The following is a 20,922-nucleotide window of genomic DNA, read 5'->3' on the forward strand; positions in this document are numbered from 1 at the left end:
TGTGGTCAACCACAGGATTGCGTTTGGCAAAGACTGGCAACTGCCAGCGCGCGCGACAACCACTTCCTCTGGGCATGGGTCCCGGGCTTGGCCGGCAGGACAATAGCGAAAGTCGGGCTTATCCGTCGATCTTCGCCGGCCGCAGCTCGACCGACTCGCCGCAGCCGCAGGCGGAGACCTGGTTGGGGTTGTTGAAGACGAACTGGGCCTGCATTTTGTCGGCCTTGTAGTCCATCTCGGTGCCGAGCAGGAACAGCACGGCCTTGGGGTCGACCAATATCTTGACGCCCTTGTCCTCGACGACCTCGTCAGTCGGCCGGATCTCGTGGGCGTATTCGACCGTGTAGGACTGGCCGGCGCAGCCGCCGTTCTTCACGCCGACGCGTAGGCCGACGATCTCGGAGTCCGCGCGCTGGGTCAGCTCCGTGATCCGCTGCGCCGCGGCATCCGTCAGCCGCATCACCTGCGGGCGCGGCCGCCGGGGCTTTGGTGTCGAAGCTGGTGTCGAGCCTGACGAGATCTGGGTCATGTTATCTATGTGGTCCGTTGCGAAGCGAATTCAATGCGAGCTGAGACCGTCACCACATATTGAGCACGAGGCGCGCCTCGTCGCTCATGCGCTCGGGCGACCACGGCGGCTCCCAGACGACCTTCACGTCGACCACGCCGACGCCGGGAACGCTGGCCACCGCGTTCTCGACCATAGTCGGCAGCTCGCCGGCAGCCGGGCAGTTCGGTGTCGTCAGCGTCATCTGCACGTCGACCGAACGGTCGTCCTTGATCTCGACCTTGTAGATCAGGCCGAGCTCGTAGATGTCGGCCGGGATTTCCGGATCAAATACGGTCTTGAGGCCCGCGATGATCTCGGTGGTCAAACGCTCGGTCTCCTCCGGCGGCAGCGCCGAATGGGTCTCCATCGGATTGGCTTTGATTTCGGCCGTGTCACTCATGCGAACAAATCCCGCGCCTTCAGAAGCGCTTGTGCCAGATGATCGACTTCTTCCCGCGTATTATACATGCCGAACGACGCCCGGCAGGTGGCGGTGACGTTGAACCGCTCTAAAAGCGGCATCACGCAATGGGTGCCGGCGCGCACTGCGATGCCCTGACGGTCGATCACGGTGGCGACGTCGTGGGCATGCGCGCCCTTGAGCTCGAAGGAGATCACCGGCCCCTTGCCGCGCGCAGTACCGATCAGCCGCAGCGAGTTGATCTCGCGGAGCCGGTCCTGGGCGTAGGTGACGAGATCGCGCTCGTGCGCGGCGATGCGCTCCTTGCCGATCGAATTAACATAGTCGATGGCGGCACCGAGGCCGATCGCTTCGACGATGGGCGGGGTGCCAGCTTCGAACTTGTGCGGCGGGTCGCCATAGGTGACCCAGTCCTTCGCAACCTCGCGGATCATCTCGCCGCCACCGTTGAACGGACGCATCGCGACAAGGTGCTCATGCTTGGCATAGAGCGCCCCAATACCGGTCGGGCCATAAATCTTGTGGCCGGTGAACGCGTAGAAATCGCAGTCGAGATCCTGCACGTCGACGGGCAGATGCACCGCGCCCTGCGCACCGTCGACCAGCACGGCAATGCCGCGATCGTGGGCCAGTCGCACGACCTCTTTTATCGGAACGAAGGTTCCGAGGGCGTTCGACATCTGGGTGATGGCGACAAGCTTAGTCTTCGGCGTCAGCAGCTTCTCGAACTCGTCGATCAGGAAATTGCCTTCGTCATCGACGGGCGCCCATTTGATCACCGCGCCATGGCGCTCCCTGAGGAAATGCCAGGGCACGATGTTGGAATGGTGCTCCATGATCGAGAGGACGATTTCGTCGCCCTGCTTGATGTTCGGCTCGCCCCAGGACGACGCCACGAGGTTGATGGCCTCGGTGACGTTGCGGGTGAAGATGATTTCTTCTGTGCGGCGGGCATTGACGAATTGCGCGACTTTTGCCCGCGCGCCCTCATAAGCCTCCGTCGCCGCATTGGCGAGGTAATGCAGGCCGCGATGCACGTTGGCGTATTCGCTCGTATAGGCTTGCGTCATGCGGTCGAGCACGGCACCGGGCTTCTGCGCCGAGGCGGCGTTGTCGAGATAGACCAGCGGCTTGCCGTAGATCTGCATGGCGAGCGCGGGAAAATCCTGGCGCACGCGCGCAACGTCGTAGGCGCCGTTCTTGACCGCCGGATGCGTGCTCATGACCGGCGCTCCAGCCAGCGCTCGGCGATGCCGATCACGTGCTCGCGCAAGCCGTCGTCGGCGATCTGCTCGATCGCCTCGCCCACGAAGGCCTGGATCAGCAGCGCCTGGGCCTGCTTCTCCGGCAGGCCGCGCGCCTTCAGATAGAACAAGAGGCTGTCGTCCAGCGCGCCGGCAGTGGCGCCGTGGCCGCAGGAGACGTCATCGGCAAAGATTTCCAGTTCGGGCTTGTTGTCGGCTTCCGCCTCGTCCGAGAGCAGCAGCGCGCGCGTCATCATCTTGCCGTCGGTCTTCTGCGCATCGGGACGAACGATGATGCGTCCCTGGAATACCGAATGAGCGCGATCGTCGATCACGGCGCGAAAAGTCTCGCGGCTGACGCAGTTCGGCACGGCGTGGTCGACGACCAGTGTGGTGTCACCATGCTCGGTCTTCTTCAAAAGATTGACGCCGTTGACGGAGAGCTCGCTACCCTCGCCCGCCAGCGTGATGAAGCCCTGCAAGCGGCTGACCGCCGCGCCGCTGGTCATGTTGAAGAAGTTCAACTTCACATTGGCGCCCACCGTCACGAATTGCGAGGTGACGTTCACCGCGTCAGGCGCATCGTCCATCAGGCGAATGTGTGCAACATCGGCGTCGTCGCCAACCGTCACCAGCACGGCATCGTTGACCTGGTAGGCCTTGCTACCTGCCGCAACGAAGCTTTCGACGATGGTGGCGCGAGCGCCCTTCCCGATCGCAACCTGCGAACGGGTGAAGCTCGAGGCGGAAGCCGCGGTTGCGATGTGGATGATCTGGATCGGCGCGGACAGCCGCGCACCGTCAGCGATCGACAGCACGACGCCGTCGGTTGCCAAGGCGGCGTTCAGCGCGATGACGGCATCGGTGGACGCCGTGTTGAGGATACCGACATCGGTCTCCAGCATCTCCCGCAGGGTCTTGAGGCTCGTCTCGGAGCCGAGCGCCTTCACGTCGGACAGATCGGCCGCGAACACGCCGTCAACCAGCACCAGCTTGCGGGCGCCCGCGATGGCATGCGCCTTCACCGCGTCGGCGGCGCGCTTCAGCGCGGCCGCGTCGGGGCTGGCCGCCAGCGGCAGCACCTCGCCGACCAGCGCGCGCAGATCCGTGTATTTCCATTCCTCGAGCCGGCGGTGCGGCAAGCCGAGCCGCTCATAGCTCTCGAAGGCTTCGCGACGCGCCGCGATCACAGCAGGCGGACCCGGCAAGCGGCCTTCGACGCTGGCGAAGAGATCGCTCACCGCGCGGCCCTTTCCGGTCTTTGCCACAGCAACGTTCATTGCAAAATTCCTTACGCGGCGTCCTCGAACTGGGCATAGCCGGACGCTTCCAGCTCCAGTGCCAGCTCCTTGCCGCCGCTCTTCACGACGCGGCCCTTCGACATCACGTGCACGACGTCGGGCACGATGTAGTTCAGCAGCCGCTGATAGTGGGTGATGACGACCATGGCACGCTTCGGCGAGCGCAGCGCGTTGACGCCGTCGGCCGCGATGCGCAGCGCGTCGATGTCGAGGCCGGAATCCATCTCGTCGAGGATGCACAGGCTGGGCTCGAACAGCGCCATCTGGAGCACCTCGTTGCGCTTCTTCTCGCCGCCGGAGAAGCCGACATTGACGCCGCGCTTAAGCATGTCCTGCGGGATGTTCAGCGCCTTCGAGACCTCGCGGACCTTCTTCAAAAAGTCCGGCACCATCAGTTCGCTCTCGCCGCGAGCCTTGCGCTGGGCATTGAGTGCGGTACGGAGGAAATTCATGGTGGTAACACCGGGAATTTCGACCGGATACTGGAACGCCAGGAACACGCCTTTGGCGGCGCGCTCGTCGGGATCCATCTCCAGGAGATCCTCGCCCCTGAACAGGATCTGGCCGTCGGTGACCTCATAGCCGGGCTTGCCGGCGATGACATGGGAGAGCGTCGACTTGCCGGAGCCGTTCGGCCCCATGATCGCGTGCACCTCGCCCTCGTTCACGGTCAGCGTCAGCCCGTGCAGGATCTCACGCTCCTCGACACGAACCTTCAGGTCTTTCACTTCAAGCAAAGGCATTGTTGGTGTCCAGTCTATTCAAATGAGGCATGGAGCGCCTAAGCGCACCGCGAGGGTCGGTGTTAACCGACCGACCCTTCAAGCGAGATCGAGATCAGCTTCTGCGCTTCCACCGCGAACTCCATCGGCAGTTGCTGAAGCACATCCTTGACGAAGCCGTTGACCACGAGGCCAACCGCCTCTTCCTGCGAGAGACCGCGCTGGATGCAGTAGAACAGCACGTCCTCGGAGATCTTCGACGTCGTCGCCTCGTGCTCGAACGTCGCCGAGGAGTTTTTCGCCTCGATATACGGCACGGTGTGCGCGCCGCATTTGTCGCCGATCAGCAGGGAATCGCAGGCGGTAAAGTTGCGCGCGCCGGTGGCTTTGCGGTGCGCGGTGACGAGCCCACGATAGGTGTTCTGCGATTTGCCGGCGGCGATGCCCTTGGAGATGATGCGGCTCGACGTGTTCTTGCCGAGGTGGATCATCTTGGTGCCCGAATCGACCTGCTGGAAGCCGTTCGAGATCGCGATCGAGTAGAACTCGCCCCGCGAATTGTCGCCGCGCAGGATGCAGCTCGGATATTTCCAGGTGATCGCCGACCCCGTTTCGACCTGGGTCCAGGAGATCTTTGAATTGGCACCGCGACAGTCGCCACGCTTGGTGACGAAATTGTAGATGCCGCCCTTGCCTTCCGAATTGCCCGGATACCAGTTCTGCACCGTCGAGTATTTGATCTCGGCGTCGTCGAGCGCGACGAGCTCGACCACGGCCGCGTGCAGCTGGTTCTCGTCGCGCTGCGGCGCAGTGCAGCCCTCGAGATAGGAGACGTAGGAGCCCTTGTCCGCGATGATCAGCGTGCGCTCGAACTGACCCGTGTTGCGCTCGTTGATGCGGAAATAGGTCGACAGCTCCATCGGGCAGCGCACGCCGGGCGGCACGTAGACGAACGAGCCGTCCGAGAACACCGCCGAGTTCAGCGTCGCGTAGAAATTGTCCGAGGTCGGCACCACGGTGCCGAGATACTTCTGCACCAGCTCGGGATGCTCGCGGATCGCCTCCGAGATCGGCATGAAGATCACGCCGGCCTTCTTCAGCTCCGCCTTGAACGTGGTCGCAACCGACACCGAATCGAAGACCGCGTCGACCGCGATCTTGCGGCGGGCCGGATCTTCCTCGCCCGCCTTCGGCTCGACGCCTTCGAGCATGGCGACTTCCCGCAGGGGAATGCCGAGCTTTTCGTAGGTCTTCAGGATCTCCGGATCGATCTCGTCGAGCGAGCTGACCGTCTTCTTCGGCTTCGGCGCCGCGTAGTAATAGAGGTCCTGGAAGTCGATCTTGGGATAGTCGACCCGCGCCCAGCTCGGCTCGGTCATGGTCAGCCAGCGCCGATAGGCTTCCAGCCGCCACTGGAGCATCCAGGCGGGCTCATTCTTTTTCTGCGAGATGAACTCTACGGTCTCTTCCGATAGCCCTTTTGGGGCTTTCTCGGAGTCGATCAGGGTCTCAAACCCATAACGATATTGGTCGACGTCGATACGCTTCACGCGCTCGACCGTCTCTTGTACGGCTGGCATTCCATCCTCCGCTCGCGGTTTCAAGGACCGCGGTGGATCAAACTCGGACGAGTATTACGTTTATTACGATGTTCTTTGGCGGAAAGCACGCGCCTAGAATCGTTCAAGCTGTGTTTCGTCGCCTAGCTCTTAAGTAGGTTATTACCGAGCTTTCGCCAAGCCTCCAACGCCCTATTGATCTCTTCCAGTTCCGTGGACCAGCCAAGACTGAGGCGCACCGCTCCTTGGGCCACGATGGGATCGTACCCCATGGCCGAGAGCACATGGGAAGGCTGGACCCTTCCCGATGAGCAGGCCGAACCGGACGACACGGCGACGCCTGCAAGGTCGAAGCCGATCACAGCAGTCTCGGCCTTCAGCCCTGGCGCGGTGAAAAGTACGGTATTTGGCAACCGCTCCACATCGTCGGCGAAGATTGTCGCCCCGGCCGCGCGAAGCCCATTTTCCAAATGATCTCTGAGGCTTGCTATTCGCTTCAGATCCTCCGGCAGAGTCTGAAGCGCCCGTTTGACCGCCGCGCCAAAGCCGGCGATCCCCGCGACATTCTCGGTGCCCGCCCGGCGGTTGAGCTCCTGCCCGCCCCCCCGCAGGACCGGCGCCAGACCGGCGAGCCCTTCCGCCATGACCAGCGCGCCAACGCCCTTAGGGCCACCGACCTTGTGCGCAGAGAAGGTTGCAAGGTCTGCACCCACAGCCTTGATATCGAACCGAATTTTACCAAGCGCCTGGATCCCATCGACATGCAGGAGACCGCCGGCCTCATGAACGATCCGCGCAGCCTCAGCGACAGGCTGAAGAGCGCCGGTCTCGTTGTTCGCGGCCATGATGGAGACCAGCGTCGGCGGGCCAGCGTCGAGCCGGGCCCGCAGATCGTCGAGATCGACGACACCGGAGCGCGTTACCCGAAGCTGTCGGGTCCTATCGGCCGGGAACCGGCCGCCCGCAAGCACCGAGGCATGCTCGACCGCGGAGACCAGCAGTCGCTCAACGGGTCCGCCCGCCGGCGCCCGCAGGCCGGGCGACAGCGCCAGCGCATTGGCCTCGGTTCCAGCGGATGTGAAGACGACGTTGCGCGGCTGGGCGCCGATCGCCAAGGCCAGCGCGGCACGCGCCTCCTCGATCAGCCGTCGTGCCTCCCGCCCCTCGGCATGAACCGAGGATGGATTGCCGATCAGATCGTATGCAGCCAGCATCGCTGTCCGAGCCTCAGCGCGGAGCGGCGTCGTCGCGTTCCAATCGAGATAGACGCGGGTCGGCATTAAGTAATATATTACCTCACATCGCAGACGGCGTTTGCGCGATCTCGACATGGGCCGCGGGCACGCCCTTGGCAACCAATGATTTCGAATGTGCGGCCACAGTTGACGCGACCATGACGCGCTAACGTCTTGAACCCGTTGGCTGATGTTCAAGATGCTTGCTTTTTGACCCTCAGCCTATGTTAGAACGCGCATCGTCAAGTCACCGCGCGCCGTCAGCGCATCACCGCTACGCGCGCCTCCTCGCCCTTCATTCGCGCTTTCGTCGGCATCTGCCGGTGAGGCCACAATCGGTTGATTGCCGAGGTCGTCTCCAGGAAATCAATCAAGAGATCATCGATGCCCGAAGTCATATTTACCGGCCCCGCTGGCCGTCTCGAAGGCCGCTACCACCCGGCCAAGCAGAAGAACGCGCCGATCGCGATGATCCTGCATCCGCATCCGCAGTTCCACGGCACGATGAACCATCAGATCGTGTACCAGTGCTACTACGCTTTCGCGCATCGCGGCTTCTCCGTGCTGCGCTTCAATTTCCGCGGCGTCGGCCGCAGTCAGGGCTCGTTCGACCATGGCACCGGCGAATTGTCGGATGCGGCGGCAGCGCTCGATTGGGCGCAGACCATCAATCCCGAGGCGCGCGCCTGCTGGGTCGCGGGCTTCTCCTTCGGCGCCTGGATCGGCATGCAGTTGCTGATGCGCCGCCCGGAGGTCGAAGGCTTCATCTCGATCGCGCCGCCGGCCAACCTCTACGACTTCTCATTCCTTGCGCCCTGCCCGTCCTCGGGCCTGATCGTGCACGGCGAAAAGGATGCCGTAGTGCCTCCTAAGGATGTCAACACCCTGGTCGAGAAGCTGAAGACGCAGAAGGGCATCGTGATCGACCAGCAGGTCATTCCCGGCGCCAATCACTTCTTCGATGCCAAGCTCGAGCCGCTGATGGAAACCATCACCGCCTATCTCGACATGCGCCTCGCCAACGTGCGCTGAGGCCTTCCGGCGTAGACGTGTTCGTGGCATGGCTGCGGACCGTCAACGCTGGGGATTTCGAGCGATGAAGGCGTATCTGGTTCTTGATCTATCAGTGAACGACCACGCCGGCTTCAAGACTTACGTCGCTGAAATCCCGGCATTTATTGCCAAGCTTTCAGGGCGGTACATCGTGCGCGGCGTCGAGCCGACCACGATCGAAGGCGACTGGGCGCCCGAGCGCCTCGTCATCATCGAATTTGCTGAGCGCGAGAAGGCGAAAGCGTTCCTCGACGATCCCGACATTCAGGATCTCTTCAGGGTGCGGCACGCAACGACGACAAGCAGGCTGCTGCTTGCCGACGGTTGCACCTGATCACTATGGGCTGACTACGCCAGCTTGAGGGCAACGATCCCCGTCAGCACGAGTGCGATGCCCGCAAGCTTCACCGCGCTCAAGGTCTCGCCGAACAGCACGACGCCCATCAGGAACGTGCCGGCCGCGCCAATGCCGGTCCACACCGAATAGGCAACGCCGACCTCGAGCATCTTCAAGGCACGCCCGAGCAGGAAGACGAAGGCGACGAGCAGCACGAGCGAGGCGATGCTCCAGCCAGCGCGCGTATATCCTTCCGCATATTTCATCGCGATCGCCCAGCCGACATCAAGCGCGCCGGCGATCACGAGCATGAGCCAGGCCGTGGACTGCGACATCGGCGTAGCCTCAGGCCGCGAGCTTCAAGAGATGCGCGTCGTGGCGCACCAGGAAGGCCCGCAGCAATTGCGGATAATCCGCGCCGACCGCAGAGCGCACGCTCGGACGCTTCGCGAGCTCGGCCCGCCACGCGCGGACCTTGGGCAGATCGTTGAAGATTCCGAGCTCAATCAATTCATCGAACACGTCGAAATAGCGGAAGATCGGGGCAAACACTGCATCCACGAGGCTGAACGCGTCGCCCGCGAAATACGGCCCTGCAACAAGCGCGGCTTCCACGCGCGCGAATTTGGCCGCGAGCGCCTGGCGCTTGCTCTCGAATGTCGCCGGATCGGTCGTCGTCTCCAGCCCCCAGAGGTCGCCGAGGATCGCTGAGCCGAACTCCATCCAAGCGCGATGCTCGGCACGTTTCAGCGCATCCGCCGGATGCAGCTTCGCACCGCGTTGCGTGTCTTCGATGTACTCGCAGATCACGTTGCTCTCAAACAACGCAACCTCGCCCTTGTCTGTCGCAACCATCAGCACCGGCACCTTGCCGAGCGGCGACAATTTCAAGAACCAGTCCGGCTTGTCAGCGAGATCGATATCGATCCGCTCGAACGGCACGCCCTTCTCCTTGAGCGCGATCACGGCGCGCTGCACATAGGGGCACAGCTTATGGCTGATCAGTTTGAGCGGAGCGGTCATAATGGCGATCCCGACAGTTAGATGCAACTGCATCTAGATAGATGCACTTGCATGCACATGTCAAGATCAATGCACCTGCGTCAACTCCCTGTGATCTTCAAGGCTGTGCAATCACCCCACCCGTCATCGGCATCGGCACGCCCGTCGTTGCCGGATAGGATAACGGCAGGCCCTTGAGGCCGCGCGCGGCAAGGAAACCGAAGGCCTGCGCCTCGATGGCGTCGGCGGCCCAGCCGAGCGTCTCCGCGGCCTCGACCGTGGCCGAGCCCACCCGCTCGCGGAGCATCCGCAGCATGGTGAGGTTGCGGGCCCCGCCGCCGCAGACAATCCAGCTGCGCGGCCGTCGCGGCAGCAGCGGGATGATGCGGGCGATCGCCGCCGCAGTGAACGCGGTCAGCGTCGCGGCGCCGTCGGCCGGTGGCATGTCGCCGAGCTTCAGCGCGGCAAAGTCGTTGCGGTCGAGCGACTTTGGCGGCGGCGCTGCGAAGAACGGCAGCGCCAGTGCCCGCGCGATCCAGGCCTCATCAGCCTTGCCAAGCGCGGCGAACTTTCCCTCCGCGTCGAACGCCTGGTTCATGGTGCGGTACATGAAGTCGTCGAGCAGCGCATTGCCGGGGCCAGTGTCGCAGGCGATCAGCGTGTCGCTGCCGTCGATATAGGTGATGTTGGAGACGCCGCCGATATTGATCACCGCGATCGGGCCCTCGCGCTCCAGCGAATGGGCGAGCGCCCGATGATAGACCGGCACGAACGGCGCGCCCTGCCCGCCGGCCTCGACGTCGGCGGCGCGGAAATCATACATGACCGGGATGTGAATCGCCTTGGCCAGCGCCGGCCCGTCGCCGATCTGCACCGTCAGCCGCTTTTCGGGCCGGTGCAGCACGGTCTGGCCGTGGAAGCCGACGATGTCGATGTCCTCCGGCCTCATCCGGTTCTGCGCGACGAAAGCGGCGACCGCCTCGGCATGGGCCTGCGTCACTGCGCGCTCAGCCTCGGTCAGGATCCCAGGCCGGGCATCACGTTGCCGTAGGTGCACGGCCTCGGAGAGCGCTTGGCGCAGCAGGTTGCGCTCGGCCGGACCGTAGGGCCGGTAGCCGGTCGGTCCGAACGCCTTGACCTGCTTTCCGTCGGTTTCGATCAGCGCGACATCCACCCCGTCCAGCGAGGTGCCGCTCATCAGACCGAGTGCCGTCAACATCATGGACCAGCGTCCTCAAAGGCCCGCCCCGGCATGCCGATCTTGTGCCAGAGGGACACATCTTATAATGCCACTGCGCCAAGTGGCGGGTGCCAATCGAGTTCCCACGCAAGACTCTTAAATTGCTCCCAAAACAGTAAACCAAGAATTGTCAGGCACGCCGACAAATGACTGCATTCAAATCGGATTTCCTCAATACCCTGCAGGAACGTGGGTTCATCCACCAGTGCTCCGATTTCGAGGGGCTGGACGCGCTCGCCGCCAGGGGCGAGGCGACCGCCTATGTCGGCTACGATTGCACCGCCCCCTCGCTGCATATCGGCAACTATCTGACCATGATGATGCTGCACTGGCTGCAGCAATCCGGCAACAAGCCGATCACGCTGATGGGCGGCGGCACCACCATGGTCGGCGACCCCTCCGGCAAGGACGAGACGCGCGCGATGCGCACGGTCGCCGAGATCGAGGCCAACAAGGCCTCGATCCGCGGCGTGTTCGCCAGGGTGCTGCGTTATGGCGAGGGCAAGAGCGACGCTGTCATGCTCGACAACGCCGAGTGGTTGACCAAGCTGAACTGGATCGAGATGCTGCGCGACGTCGGCCGGCATTTCTCGGTCAACCGCATGCTGACCATGGACTCCGTGCGCCTGCGCCTCGAGCGCGAGCAGGAGATGAGCTTCATCGAGTTCAACTACATGGTCTGCCAGGCCTACGACTTCGTCGAGCTCGCCAAACGCACCGGTTGCCGCCTCCAGATGGGCGGCTCGGACCAGTGGGGCAACATCATCATGGGCGTCGATCTCGGCCGCCGCATGGGCACGCACCAGTTGTTCGCGCTGACGACGCCGCTGCTGACGACCGCGTCCGGCGCCAAGATGGGCAAGACCGCGCAAGGCGCGGTCTGGCTCAACGCCGACCAGTTCTCGCCGTATGATTTCTGGCAGTACTGGCGCAACACCGAGGATGCCGACGTCGGCAAATTCCTGAAACTGTTCACGACGCTGCCGATGAGCGAGATCAAGAAGCTCGAGGCGCTCGGCGGCGCGGAGATCAACGAGGCCAAGAAGGTGCTCGCCACCGAGGCGACCGCGCTGCTGCACGGCCGCGATGCCGCGAACGAGGCGGCAGAGACCGCGCGCCGCACCTTTGAGGAAGGTGCGCTCGCCGAAAGCCTGCCGACGGTGGAAATTCCGCGTGGCGAGCTCGACGATGGTCTCGGCGTGCTCAACGCCTTCGTTCGGGCGGGCTTGGTTGCCTCAAACGGCGAAGCGCGCCGCCAGATCAAAGGGGGCGGACTGCGCATCAACGACGCCCCCGTCACCGACGAGAAGATGGCACTCTCGGTGGCCAACCTGACGCCGGAAGGCGTGATCAAGCTGTCGTTCGGCAAGAAGAAGCACGTCCTCATCAAGCCTGCATAGGCGTATGAGCTTTTCGCTGCTTGTCAGGGCGCGGCGAAGCGCGCTCCTTGAGCGGCAATGGACCAGAACACGCCCAGGCAGACCGGGGACCGCGCAGCGGCTGCGCCGAGGGGTGCCGTGCGGACCGCGCTCGTCGTGCTCGCGCTGTGTTTCGCGCTGGCTGTCCTTGGCCGCGGCCTCAGCGAGAGCTTCACCGTCTTCCTCAAGCCCATCTCCGAAAGCTTTGGCTGGGATCGCGCGCAGGTCGTCTCGATCTATTCGCTGACCTGGCTCGTCAGCGGACTGACCGCGCCTCTGGTCGGGCGGCTGTTCGACCATTCCGGTCCCCGCGCCGTCTACGCGCTCGGACTGTTCCTGCTCGGCTCGGCCTTCCTGATTGCGGGCCATGCGAAAGCGCTCTGGCAGTTCCAGCTCTCGATCGGACTGTGTGTCGGGATCGGGGTCGCCTTCATCGGCAATGTGCCGAATTCGATTCTGCTCGGCCGCTGGTTCGGGCCGCGGCTGCCGACCGCGATGGCCGTGGTCTATTCGGCAATGGGCGGCGGCGTGCTGGCGCTGCTGCCGGCCTCGCAGCTCCTGATCGATCACATCGGCTGGCGCGAGACCTATCAGCTGTTCGGCTTCGCTGCGCTGGGCCTGCTGGTGCCGCTCATGCTGCTGCCGTGGCCGCTGTTCGCTGCCGGCTCGCCGCAGGTCACCAAGAAGACCGATCCGGATTTCGTTGACAACGGCTGGACGCTTGTTGGCGCCATGCGCCATCACGCCTTCTGGGCGCTGTTCTCGACCTTCTTCTTCACCGCGGTCGGCATGTACGCGATCGCGGCGCAGATCGTGGCTTATCTGATCGATGCCGGCTTCCCGCCACTCCAGGCCGCGACTGCCTGGGGCTTCTCCGGCGTCGTGCTGGTGTTCGGGATGTTGGGGGTCTCCGCGCTCGACGGGCTGATCGGGCGCCGGCCGTCGGTGCTGCTGAGCTACGCGATCTCGATGCTCGGCATCTTCCTGCTCTGGCTCCTGCAGTATTATCCGAACATCATCCTGCTCACCGGTTTCGTCGTCTGCTTCGGCAGCATGATGGGCTCGCGCGGGCCGCTGATCACCGCAACTGCGATGAAAATCTTCCAGGGAAAACGGGTGGGCACCATCTATGGCACCATCTCGATCGGCAGTGGCCTCGGCTCGGCATTCGGCTCCTGGAGCGGCGGCCTGATCCATGACGCGACCCACGGCTACAACGCGCTGCTCGCCTTCGCACTTGCGAGTGTGGTGCTCGGGATGATTCCGTTCCTAGTCGTGCCTGCCTTGCGACGGTAGGTTTCCCAGGGGTAACTTGAGTTCGTTTGCGTCACCGGAAAATTACGGATGGGCACGACGCCAACACCAGAAAAAATGCGGATCGCGCGCGACTGAGAGCGGAGCCTGCGGTGTTTTGTCCGACATGACGAAAATGTCAGCGCGGAATTGATCCTGATGGCTTGCGAGGCGGAATCGAATACGGTCCAAGTCGCGCATTGGATGGAGGGCACAAACCAATGAACTTTCCCTATCTCACTCGCTTTCAACCGGTTCTCCTGAGCCTGTTTCGCTTCATCACCGGCCTCTTGCTGTTCCAGTACGGCGTTGCGAAGATCTTCAAGTTTCCGGTGCTTCCTTACTTCGCCAACATCCCGCCGCTGATCTGGACGGCAGGCGCGATCGAGCTGGTGCTCGGTGCGCTCCTGATGCTCGGCCTGTTCACCCGCCTCTCGGCTTTCATTCTCTCGGGTGAGATGGCCTTCGCCTACTTCATGGGCCACATGTTCAAGGGCGAAACGCCGGTGTTCCTGCCGCTGCTCAACGGCGGCACCGCCGCGATCCTGTTCTGCTTCGCCTGCCTCTACCTCTCGGCAGCCGGCGGCGGCTCGGTCAGCGTCGATGCGGCGATGGGCAAGGAAAGCGATTCGACCGGCGGCGCCTACGCCCGGCGCTGACGCGCTCGCGGATTCGAAGGAAAGACAGGGTACCGGCGCATTTGCCGGTGCCGGCTCAACGCGCGCCCAGCACGTTCCAGATGAGAACGAGAGCCGCCACGAGCAGCACGGACATGATGATGCGGTGAACGAATCGACTCATCGCTGTCCCGACAAGCCTCGGCCACAACCAAAATCCAGCATCAATTCTTCCCGCGATTAGATGCGCCATGCGCAGGCGCGGCACGTTTGCGCATGGCGACTGCGAACGCCGCATGCATGGCAGCGCGTTGCCCGCGTCCGTTCATGATTGGTAAGAACTTCATGCTACCGACGCAAGCAATAACAACCATTCCGTAGAGACCGTGATGCAACTGCTCAGTCATCTGAAGATCCGCACCAAGCTTGCCAGCATGGTCTGCCTCGCGGCGCTCACGGTCACGGCCATCATCGGGGTATCGGCCGTGCTGAGCAAGAGCCGCATGATGGAGGACCGTGTCCAGCAGATGCGGACGGCGGTGGAGCTCCTCCATAATTACGCGCAATCGCTCCAGGACGAGGTGACAGCCGGCAAGCTCACGCAAGCCGAGGCCAAGAGCTTGTTCCACCAACGCGGCCGCCGCATGAGCTTCAACGGCGGCCAGGGCTACCCGGTGGTCTACAATCAGGACACCTCTCTGGTCGTGAACGGCGCCAATCAGCAGCTCGAAGGCAAGATCACTGGCGCCAAGGATTCCAACGGCGTGTTGATTGCCGACGCCATCATCAGGGCCGGCACCGACACCGCGCAGGGTGGCGTGACCTCCTATCTCTATCCCCGCCCCGGCCAGACCGAGCCGGTCCGCAAGACCGTGTTCGCGCGCAGATTCGCGCCCTGGAACGTGACCATCAGCTACGGACTCTACGTCGACGACATCGACGCCGACGTGCGCGCGCTGACGCTGGAGCTCGCCGCCATCGGCATCGGCCTGATGCTGCTGATGGCGATGCTGTCCTGGCTGATCGCCCGCGACGTGCTCGCCGCGCTGGACCGCCAGAAGACCCGCATGCAGCAGATTTCGGAAGGCACTATCGACAAGGCGGTCGAAGAGACCGGCCGCGGCGACGAGATCGGCCGCATGGCCGAGACGCTCGAAGTGCTCCGGCAAACCGCGCTGACCGCACGTAACCTGGAGGCCGAGCAGGTCGCCACCAAGGCCCGTAGCGAGCAGGAGAAACGCGATGCCTTGATCGCGCTTGCCGACCGCTTCGATGCGTCCGTCGGCCAGCTGGTCGGGCTGATGGCTTCGGGCTCCGGCGAACTCGAGGCGACCGCCAAGTCGATGTCCTCCACCGCCGAAGGCACCAACCGCCGCGCCGCTGTGGTCGGCTCGGCCGCCACCGAGGCCAGCCAGCGCGTCCAGACCGTCGCGGCCGCCGCCGAAGAGCTCTCCACTTCCATCACCGAGATCAGCCGTCAGGTCGCGCAGTCCGCCGAAGTCACCGGACGCGCGGTGGACAGTGCGCGCCGCACCGACACGATCGTGCGCGCGCTGTCCGATGGTGCCCAGCAGATCGAGCACGTCGCCGAGCTGATCTCCAGCATCGCGGCACAGACCAATTTGCTCGCGCTTAACGCCACTATCGAGGCTGCACGCGCAGGCGAAGCCGGTCGTGGCTTTGCCGTGGTCGCCTCCGAGGTAAAGTCGCTCGCGAGCCAGACCGCGGAAGCCACCCGCGAGATCGGCGACAAGATCGCCCAGATCCAGGGCGCGACCAAAGAAGCGGTGGACGCAATCGGCGGCATCACCGCCACCATCGAGGAGGTCAGTCGCATTGCGACCTCGATCGGCGCGGCCATCGAGGAGCAAGGTGCCGCCACCGCCGAGATCGCCCGCAGCGTGTCGCAGACCGCAGAAGCGACCCAGGAGGTCACGACCAATATCAGCGCCGTTAGCACGGCTGCGAACGAGACCGGCAACGCTGCCGGCATGGTGCTCGCGGCCGCCTCGAGCCTCTCCAAGCAGGCCGAACAGCTCTCCGGCGAGGTCGGGACGTTCCTGGCTGGCGTGCGCGCGGCGTAAGTTTCCGACCCCCACATGCGTCATGCCCGGGACAGGCGCGGGCGTGGCGGACTCTTGAGTCCCGCTTCTATCGCCGCGCCAGGCTGCAACCGCTCGACAGCTGCCGCGTCGATCCGGTCGACCCGTCGTTCGATTGCGACTGGAATTCCTCGAATGGCGAGTTCTGCTTGCCGGTGTTGAACTCGAAGATCTTGCGGAACAGGCCCGGCGCCATCGCCGAGATCGGATTGACGCGCATCACGGGCGCGGCCGGGGTGCCGACGACCTCGTAAGTCACGCCGATCAGCCCCTCGTTGTTGCCGCCGCCGAGGAAGATGCCGAACAACGGGATCTGGCCGAAGATGTTGTTGACGCCATACATCGGCACGAAGGTGCCGCTCATGCACACCTGGTTGCCGGGATAGTCGATCGAGCCCTCGATGGTGGCGCCGATCATCGGTCCCTTGACGACGCCGTCACGGATCGTGAGCGCGCCATTCTGACGGGTGAACTCGGCGCGGAGCGCGCTGAAGGAGACGCCGTTGCCGGTGCCGTTGGGCGCGCCGGCAGCAACGCGCTCGAGCTGCGCCTCGCCCTTCACGGTGAAGTCGCGCACGTTGATGAGACCCTCGCGCGAGGTGTTCGGCTCGGATGTCGGCGGCTCCATCGCCACCACCATCTGGCCGCCGACCGCCTTGGTATAGGTGTCGGTGAAGCGCAGCAGCGCGCCGGCATCGTTGGTCTGGAGATAGATCACTTCACGGCTGCCCTGCGCGCGGCCACCGCGCAAATCGGCCGCCACCGGCGTATCACGGCCGATCTTGCCACTCAACGTCAAGGCTTTGACGGCGCCGTTGCGTTTCGACATCTTGGCATCGACGCTGCGCATCGCCTCGCCGTTGAAACCGGCGACGGCGCCGAGCTTCACGTCGATGTCGAAATCGATGTTCTTCAGCTTGTTCTTGGCATCGTCTTTGGAATTGCCTGAGATCGCCGACTTCAGGAAACCGCGGCCGTCGAACACGTCGCCGCGCATGGTGCCGCGCACCACGCCGTCCTGGCTGCGCTCCACCTTCAACGAGGCCTTGTCGCCGTCGGAGGGCGAATAGGTCGGGAAGTTCGCGTTCATCAGGTCGCCATTCGCATCGATCTCGAGCGAGCCCTTGATCGAGGCGCCGCCGCCCTCGATGACGATGTCCTCGAAACGCGTCGATTGCGCCGTCGGCACCACTTTGAAGCTGGCCTTGCCGGACTTGCCCGGCAGCTTGACCCAGCCGGGCAGGATGTTGTCGAGCTTGACTGAGGTCAGGTCGGCCTCGACGGCGAGCTTCGTCGTCTGATCCGCGCCGCTCGCGATCTTGCCCGACAGCTTGATCGGCAACGATCCACTCACGGCAGGGCTGAGATCGAACCCCAGGCGCGCGCGGCTGGCATCGTCCAGCGTCGCCTGCAATCTGACGTCCGCATCGCCCTCGGCCGGCTTGCGATAGTCGAGCGAGGCGGCCTGCCCGTTGATCTTGACGTCGCCCTTGACCTGATAGCCCTGGTTGCTCGCGATGATCTTGAGGTTGTTGGCCTCCAGCTTCTGGTTCATCACCAGCTTGTCGGCGGCAAAGCCGTTGAGCTCGGCTGTCACGGCATAGGTCGTGTCGGCCCTGGTCAGCTCGCCCTTGACCGGCATGCCGAGCTGGATGTTCGCCGAGAACGTCCCCTTGCTGGTATTGGGATCGACGACGGTCGAAGACAGATCGCTCAGGCGATCATTGGAGAGCATTTCGGCCGCCGCGGGCACCGGTCCGTCGACGCGAAATCTCGTGCGCGACGGCGACGGCTTGGGCGCCATATCCGGCACCTCGAACGTGAAGTCGGAGATCGTGATCTTGCGGCCGGCGGGCGTGTCGGCAATGCCCTGCCCGATGTTCACGGTCGCAGTGCGGCCGGTCACGCGCGCCTTCAGATCGGCATCGTGCACCACCGGCATGCCGTCCACCGGACGCACCGCGACACCGCTTGCCACGATGTTGACCGACAGGCCGTCGTCGGGGATGGGAGGCCCCTTGCGCGGAAGGTTCTTCACCGGCGAGTTGACGCCGATCTCGATCCGCTGGAGCGTGCCGCGCTCGATCCGCTCGATCACCCATTCACGCAGCTCGGGAACGATCAATGTGGGCCACATCCGCTTCAGCGCGGAGGCCGACATCGGCGTTCCCGCAAAGCCGAGCGTCAGCCGCGGCTCGCCCGAATAGTCGATGGCACCGGTGCCGGCGACACCGATCTCGCCATTGCTGATATCGGCCTGCGTCAGCAAGAGGCGCTTGTGGTCAGTGTCGAAACGGAAACCGATCGCAATACGGTTGAAGACGAGCGGCGGCTCGTTGTCGATGCCACCAAGCAGGATCGAGCCGCCACTGAAGCCGAGCTGCCAGTCATTGGTGGCGCCGTTCGGTGGCTCGAGATGGCCCAGCAGGGTCAGGCGGTTGGCGCCGGAGAGAATTTTGAACGGAGCGACCAGCACCCGCCGGTTCGCGTCCCACTCGACGTTGATCTCGGCCGAGTCGATCGTCATCGGATAATCGGGCGTGTCGGTGTCGATGATGTTGCCCGCGCCGACCGCGATCTTGCCACGGAAGTAGGTCGGCACGCCGTCGCGGCCGAGTTCGCCCTTCAGCTCGCCCGTCAGCGGCAGGTCCGCGGTATAGGTGAGATCCTTGACCCGCAGCGCCAACAGGATGTTGGAGGTCGAGACCTTGTCGGCGCGGATGTCGACCGAGCGCACGCCGTTCTCGGCCGGCCCGATCGTGGCGCGCAGCATCCACGGGCGCGCGCCCTCCTCGCCGAGGCTGAGCGCGACGCCGCCACTGCTCGGCCGGCGCAGGCTGAGCGTGATGTTCTCGAACGACCATTTGCTGCCGCGCTGCTGGTCGTCGACAATCAGATTGCCGTTCTTCAGACCGATCTCGTTGAGGTTCTGGCCGTCGAGGCCGGTCATGCTCAGACTGTCGAGCCAATCGAGGCCCTGAAGAATTCCGCTCTGTGCGGTCGCCTGGGGAGCAGCCTGGGATGTGTCCGGGCTCGCAGGCGCTGTGGCGAATGGCGGCGGCGGGACGCCGTTGCGTGGGAATGTCGGCGGCAAGCCTGCCTCTTTCTTGGAGGCCACGCCGGTTGCCAGCGGCTTTGCGGTGTCGCCGGCCGAGACCGTGACGGTGCCGTCAGGTGCGATGCGGATCGCGAGCTCGGCATCGACGAGATTGAGGCTTTCTGCGCGCAGGTGCCCCATGAGGAGACCCGCACCCGACAGCTTGACCTCGGCTTTCGGCGCACTGGCGACGATGGCGTGATCGCGGTCGCGGACGACGATGTCACGGATGCGGACTGCGATCCGGACCCGCCCCGCCCGCTCGATCTGGGTGCCGCCCACCTCTACGGTGTTGCCGTGGCCGATATTGTCCTCGATGGCGGCTGCCAGCCATGGCGTTGCAATGTCGAGATTGATGGGCCCGGCGCCGAGCCGCCACCACAGCGTGCCGAAACAGCCGACGAAAATGACGACGAGGACGCCAACGACGACGGCCAGCCGCTTCAGCCAGCGGCCGCTGCCCAGCCGGCGACGTAAAGATCCAAACCCGTCACCGAGGCGATGGAAACCCGAATTGGAACGCGATAGCAGCCGGCGCGCGCGATGGCCCGCCGCCTCCTCCTGATCCGGATCCCAATCGGCGTCGTCCCATTCCTGCGGCTGTGATTGACCGCCGCGCCGATCGAAGTCCCGCGTGTAATCCTGGGGCGACTTATTCCTTGCCATTGCCTCTCGATACAGGCGTCCATCGTCGGATTGAGCGCCGCCGGGACCGCAGCCGCCGACGGGGAGCGAAGGCCCCTGCGCCGGCATTGCCGCCGTACTTCGAATATTCCTGCTGTTCGTCATTTCGCCCCGGCAGCGCGTTCAACGAGCAGTGGGGTGGTGCGTGGAATTCCTTGTAACCATACTCCGGCGTCGTCAGACTTGCCCAGCCGAGGGCGCGATTCCGGCACACCGGACGAGAGCTGCAATACCGCTTTGGTTGACCTGTCGAAAGCGACGAAAGGAAGGCGTATGTCCAAGAAATCCCAAAAGAAATCGTCCAAAACGCCCTCCGGCAGTCCGACGGCTAAAAAGAAGACCCTGAAAACGCGGGCAGCGACTCAAACAAGGTCCGCGAAAACACAGCGGACGCCGGCGAGCAAATCAACCAAGACCATAGCAAAAGCAGGATCACATAAGGCCGCCTCGAAACAGTTAAATTCCTCCAAGTCGCCCGCGGCGGCGAAGGTCGCCTTGACCGAGGGCCAGAAGGCTCCCGCCTTCCGTCTGCCCCGCGACGGCGGCGATGTGGTCACGCTGGCGGACTATGCCGGGCAAAAGCTCGTGCTGTTCTTCTACCCTCGCGCCGACACGCCCGGTTGTACCAGGGAGGCGATCGACTTCACCCGGCTGGCGGACGCCTTCACGGCTGGCGGCACGGCCGTGCTCGGCATCTCCGCGGATCCGTTAAAGGCCCAGGAAAAGTTCCGCGACAAGCACAAGCTCGCCATTCCGCTCATCTCGGACGAGACGCACGAGATGCTGGAGGCCTACGGCGCCTGGGGCGAAAAGTCCATGTATGGCAAAAGCTTCCTCGGAATTCTTCGCACCACGGTGCTGGTCGGCCGCGATGGCAAAGTGGCCCGGATCTGGCGCAATGTCCGGGTCGACGGCCATGCCGATGAGGTCCTGGAAGCGGCAAGAAGTCTTTAATCAGTCCTTTGAATTCGAATGTTCCCGTTTCCGGAAAATTAACCATGACCGGCCCAGATTGCTGCGGCAATTAGGGCCGTACGGACTCATCCG

18 protein-coding genes are annotated in these 20,922 nt (G+C 63.9%); 7 read left to right on the forward strand and 11 right to left on the reverse strand.

Annotated features, from left to right (window positions below):
• Positions 1 to 118: 118 nt before the first annotated feature.
• From IVB12_RS06930 to IVB12_RS06960, 7 genes are all read right to left on the reverse strand, one after another.
• Entirely contained in the window at positions 119 to 529 is a 411-nt protein-coding gene (locus tag IVB12_RS06930) for an iron-sulfur cluster assembly accessory protein (RefSeq protein ID WP_247297029.1), read from the reverse strand.
• A 49-nt stretch (positions 530 to 578) separates the two neighbouring features.
• Positions 579 to 950, reverse strand: a complete 372-nt coding sequence (locus tag IVB12_RS06935; protein ID WP_063683732.1) for an SUF system Fe-S cluster assembly protein — start codon at positions 948 to 950, stop codon at positions 579 to 581.
• The gene (locus tag IVB12_RS06940) at positions 947 to 2,194 is read right to left on the reverse strand and encodes a cysteine desulfurase (protein WP_247297030.1); all 1,248 of its coding nucleotides are present in this window, start codon (positions 2,192 to 2,194) and stop codon (positions 947 to 949) included. Before IVB12_RS06940 ends, IVB12_RS06935 begins: the two co-directional genes overlap by 4 nt.
• On the reverse strand, positions 2,191 to 3,495 hold the full coding sequence (gene sufD / locus IVB12_RS06945) for a Fe-S cluster assembly protein SufD (RefSeq protein WP_247297039.1): 1,305 nt from the start codon (positions 3,493 to 3,495) through the stop codon (positions 2,191 to 2,193). Before sufD ends, IVB12_RS06940 begins: the two co-directional genes overlap by 4 nt.
• An 11-nt stretch (positions 3,496 to 3,506) precedes the next feature.
• Positions 3,507 to 4,259 (reverse strand): Fe-S cluster assembly ATPase SufC, encoded by a 753-nt coding sequence (gene sufC, locus IVB12_RS06950; protein WP_247297040.1) that lies wholly within the window; start codon positions 4,257 to 4,259, stop codon positions 3,507 to 3,509.
• A 62-nt stretch (positions 4,260 to 4,321) separates the two neighbouring features.
• Positions 4,322 to 5,818, reverse strand: a complete 1,497-nt coding sequence (gene sufB / locus IVB12_RS06955) for a Fe-S cluster assembly protein SufB (RefSeq protein ID WP_247297042.1) — start codon at positions 5,816 to 5,818, stop codon at positions 4,322 to 4,324.
• A gap of 122 nt (positions 5,819 to 5,940) precedes the next feature.
• Positions 5,941 to 7,077, reverse strand: a complete 1,137-nt coding sequence (locus IVB12_RS06960; protein ID WP_247297044.1) for a cysteine desulfurase family protein — start codon at positions 7,075 to 7,077, stop codon at positions 5,941 to 5,943.
• A gap of 339 nt (positions 7,078 to 7,416) precedes the next feature.
• Between IVB12_RS06960 and IVB12_RS06965 the strand changes: the two genes are divergently transcribed.
• Together IVB12_RS06965 and IVB12_RS06970 are read left to right on the forward strand one after the other, a co-directional pair.
• Entirely contained in the window at positions 7,417 to 8,064 is a 648-nt protein-coding gene (locus tag IVB12_RS06965; protein ID WP_014495555.1) for an alpha/beta hydrolase, read from the forward strand.
• A gap of 64 nt (positions 8,065 to 8,128) precedes the next feature.
• Positions 8,129 to 8,419 (forward strand): DUF1330 domain-containing protein, encoded by a 291-nt coding sequence (locus tag IVB12_RS06970; protein ID WP_247297046.1) that lies wholly within the window; start codon positions 8,129 to 8,131, stop codon positions 8,417 to 8,419.
• Between the two features lie 14 nt (positions 8,420 to 8,433).
• Here IVB12_RS06970 and IVB12_RS06975 read toward each other — a convergent pair whose 3' ends face one another.
• From IVB12_RS06975 to IVB12_RS06985, 3 genes are all read right to left on the reverse strand, one after another.
• Entirely contained in the window at positions 8,434 to 8,757 is a 324-nt protein-coding gene (locus IVB12_RS06975; RefSeq protein WP_247297048.1) for a multidrug efflux SMR transporter, read from the reverse strand.
• A gap of 10 nt (positions 8,758 to 8,767) precedes the next feature.
• Entirely contained in the window at positions 8,768 to 9,445 is a 678-nt protein-coding gene (locus IVB12_RS06980; RefSeq protein ID WP_247297050.1) for a glutathione S-transferase family protein, read from the reverse strand.
• Positions 9,446 to 9,542: 97 nt separating this feature from the next.
• Positions 9,543 to 10,646 carry an anhydro-N-acetylmuramic acid kinase gene (locus tag IVB12_RS06985; protein WP_247297057.1) on the reverse strand — a complete coding sequence of 368 codons (1,104 nt, stop codon included), beginning with the start codon at positions 10,644 to 10,646 and terminating at the stop codon, positions 9,543 to 9,545.
• Between the two features lie 164 nt (positions 10,647 to 10,810).
• On the opposite strand from IVB12_RS06985, the gene tyrS reads away from it, so the two are divergent.
• The 4 genes from tyrS (at position 10,811) to IVB12_RS07005 (ending at position 16,076) form a co-directional block, all read left to right on the forward strand.
• Entirely contained in the window at positions 10,811 to 12,064 is a 1,254-nt protein-coding gene (gene tyrS / locus IVB12_RS06990; protein ID WP_247297059.1) for a tyrosine--tRNA ligase, read from the forward strand.
• A gap of 57 nt (positions 12,065 to 12,121) precedes the next feature.
• Positions 12,122 to 13,378: an MFS transporter gene (locus IVB12_RS06995; RefSeq protein WP_247297061.1), complete on the forward strand. Its 1,257-nt coding sequence runs from the start codon at positions 12,122 to 12,124 to the stop codon at positions 13,376 to 13,378.
• 218 nt (positions 13,379 to 13,596) lie between these two features.
• A complete protein-coding gene (locus IVB12_RS07000) occupies positions 13,597 to 14,034 on the forward strand; it encodes a DoxX family protein (RefSeq protein ID WP_247297072.1) in 438 nt (145 codons plus the stop codon).
• A gap of 347 nt (positions 14,035 to 14,381) precedes the next feature.
• Complete coding sequence (locus IVB12_RS07005; RefSeq protein WP_247297074.1) at positions 14,382 to 16,076, forward strand: methyl-accepting chemotaxis protein; 1,695 nt, start codon at positions 14,382 to 14,384, stop codon at positions 16,074 to 16,076.
• A 67-nt stretch (positions 16,077 to 16,143) separates the two neighbouring features.
• Here the strand turns inward: IVB12_RS07005 and IVB12_RS07010 are convergent, their stop codons facing one another.
• Positions 16,144 to 19,944, reverse strand: a complete 3,801-nt coding sequence (locus tag IVB12_RS07010) for a DUF3971 domain-containing protein (protein ID WP_247297076.1) — start codon at positions 19,942 to 19,944, stop codon at positions 16,144 to 16,146.
• 204 nt (positions 19,945 to 20,148) lie between these two features.
• On the opposite strand from IVB12_RS07010, the gene IVB12_RS07015 reads away from it, so the two are divergent.
• A complete protein-coding gene (locus IVB12_RS07015; protein WP_247297078.1) occupies positions 20,149 to 20,829 on the forward strand; it encodes a peroxiredoxin in 681 nt (226 codons plus the stop codon).
• Positions 20,830 to 20,922 lie beyond the last annotated feature (93 nt).

It is taken from the genome of Bradyrhizobium sp. 179 (assembly GCF_023073535.1).
Classification (GTDB): Bacteria; Pseudomonadota; Alphaproteobacteria; order Rhizobiales; family Xanthobacteraceae; genus Bradyrhizobium.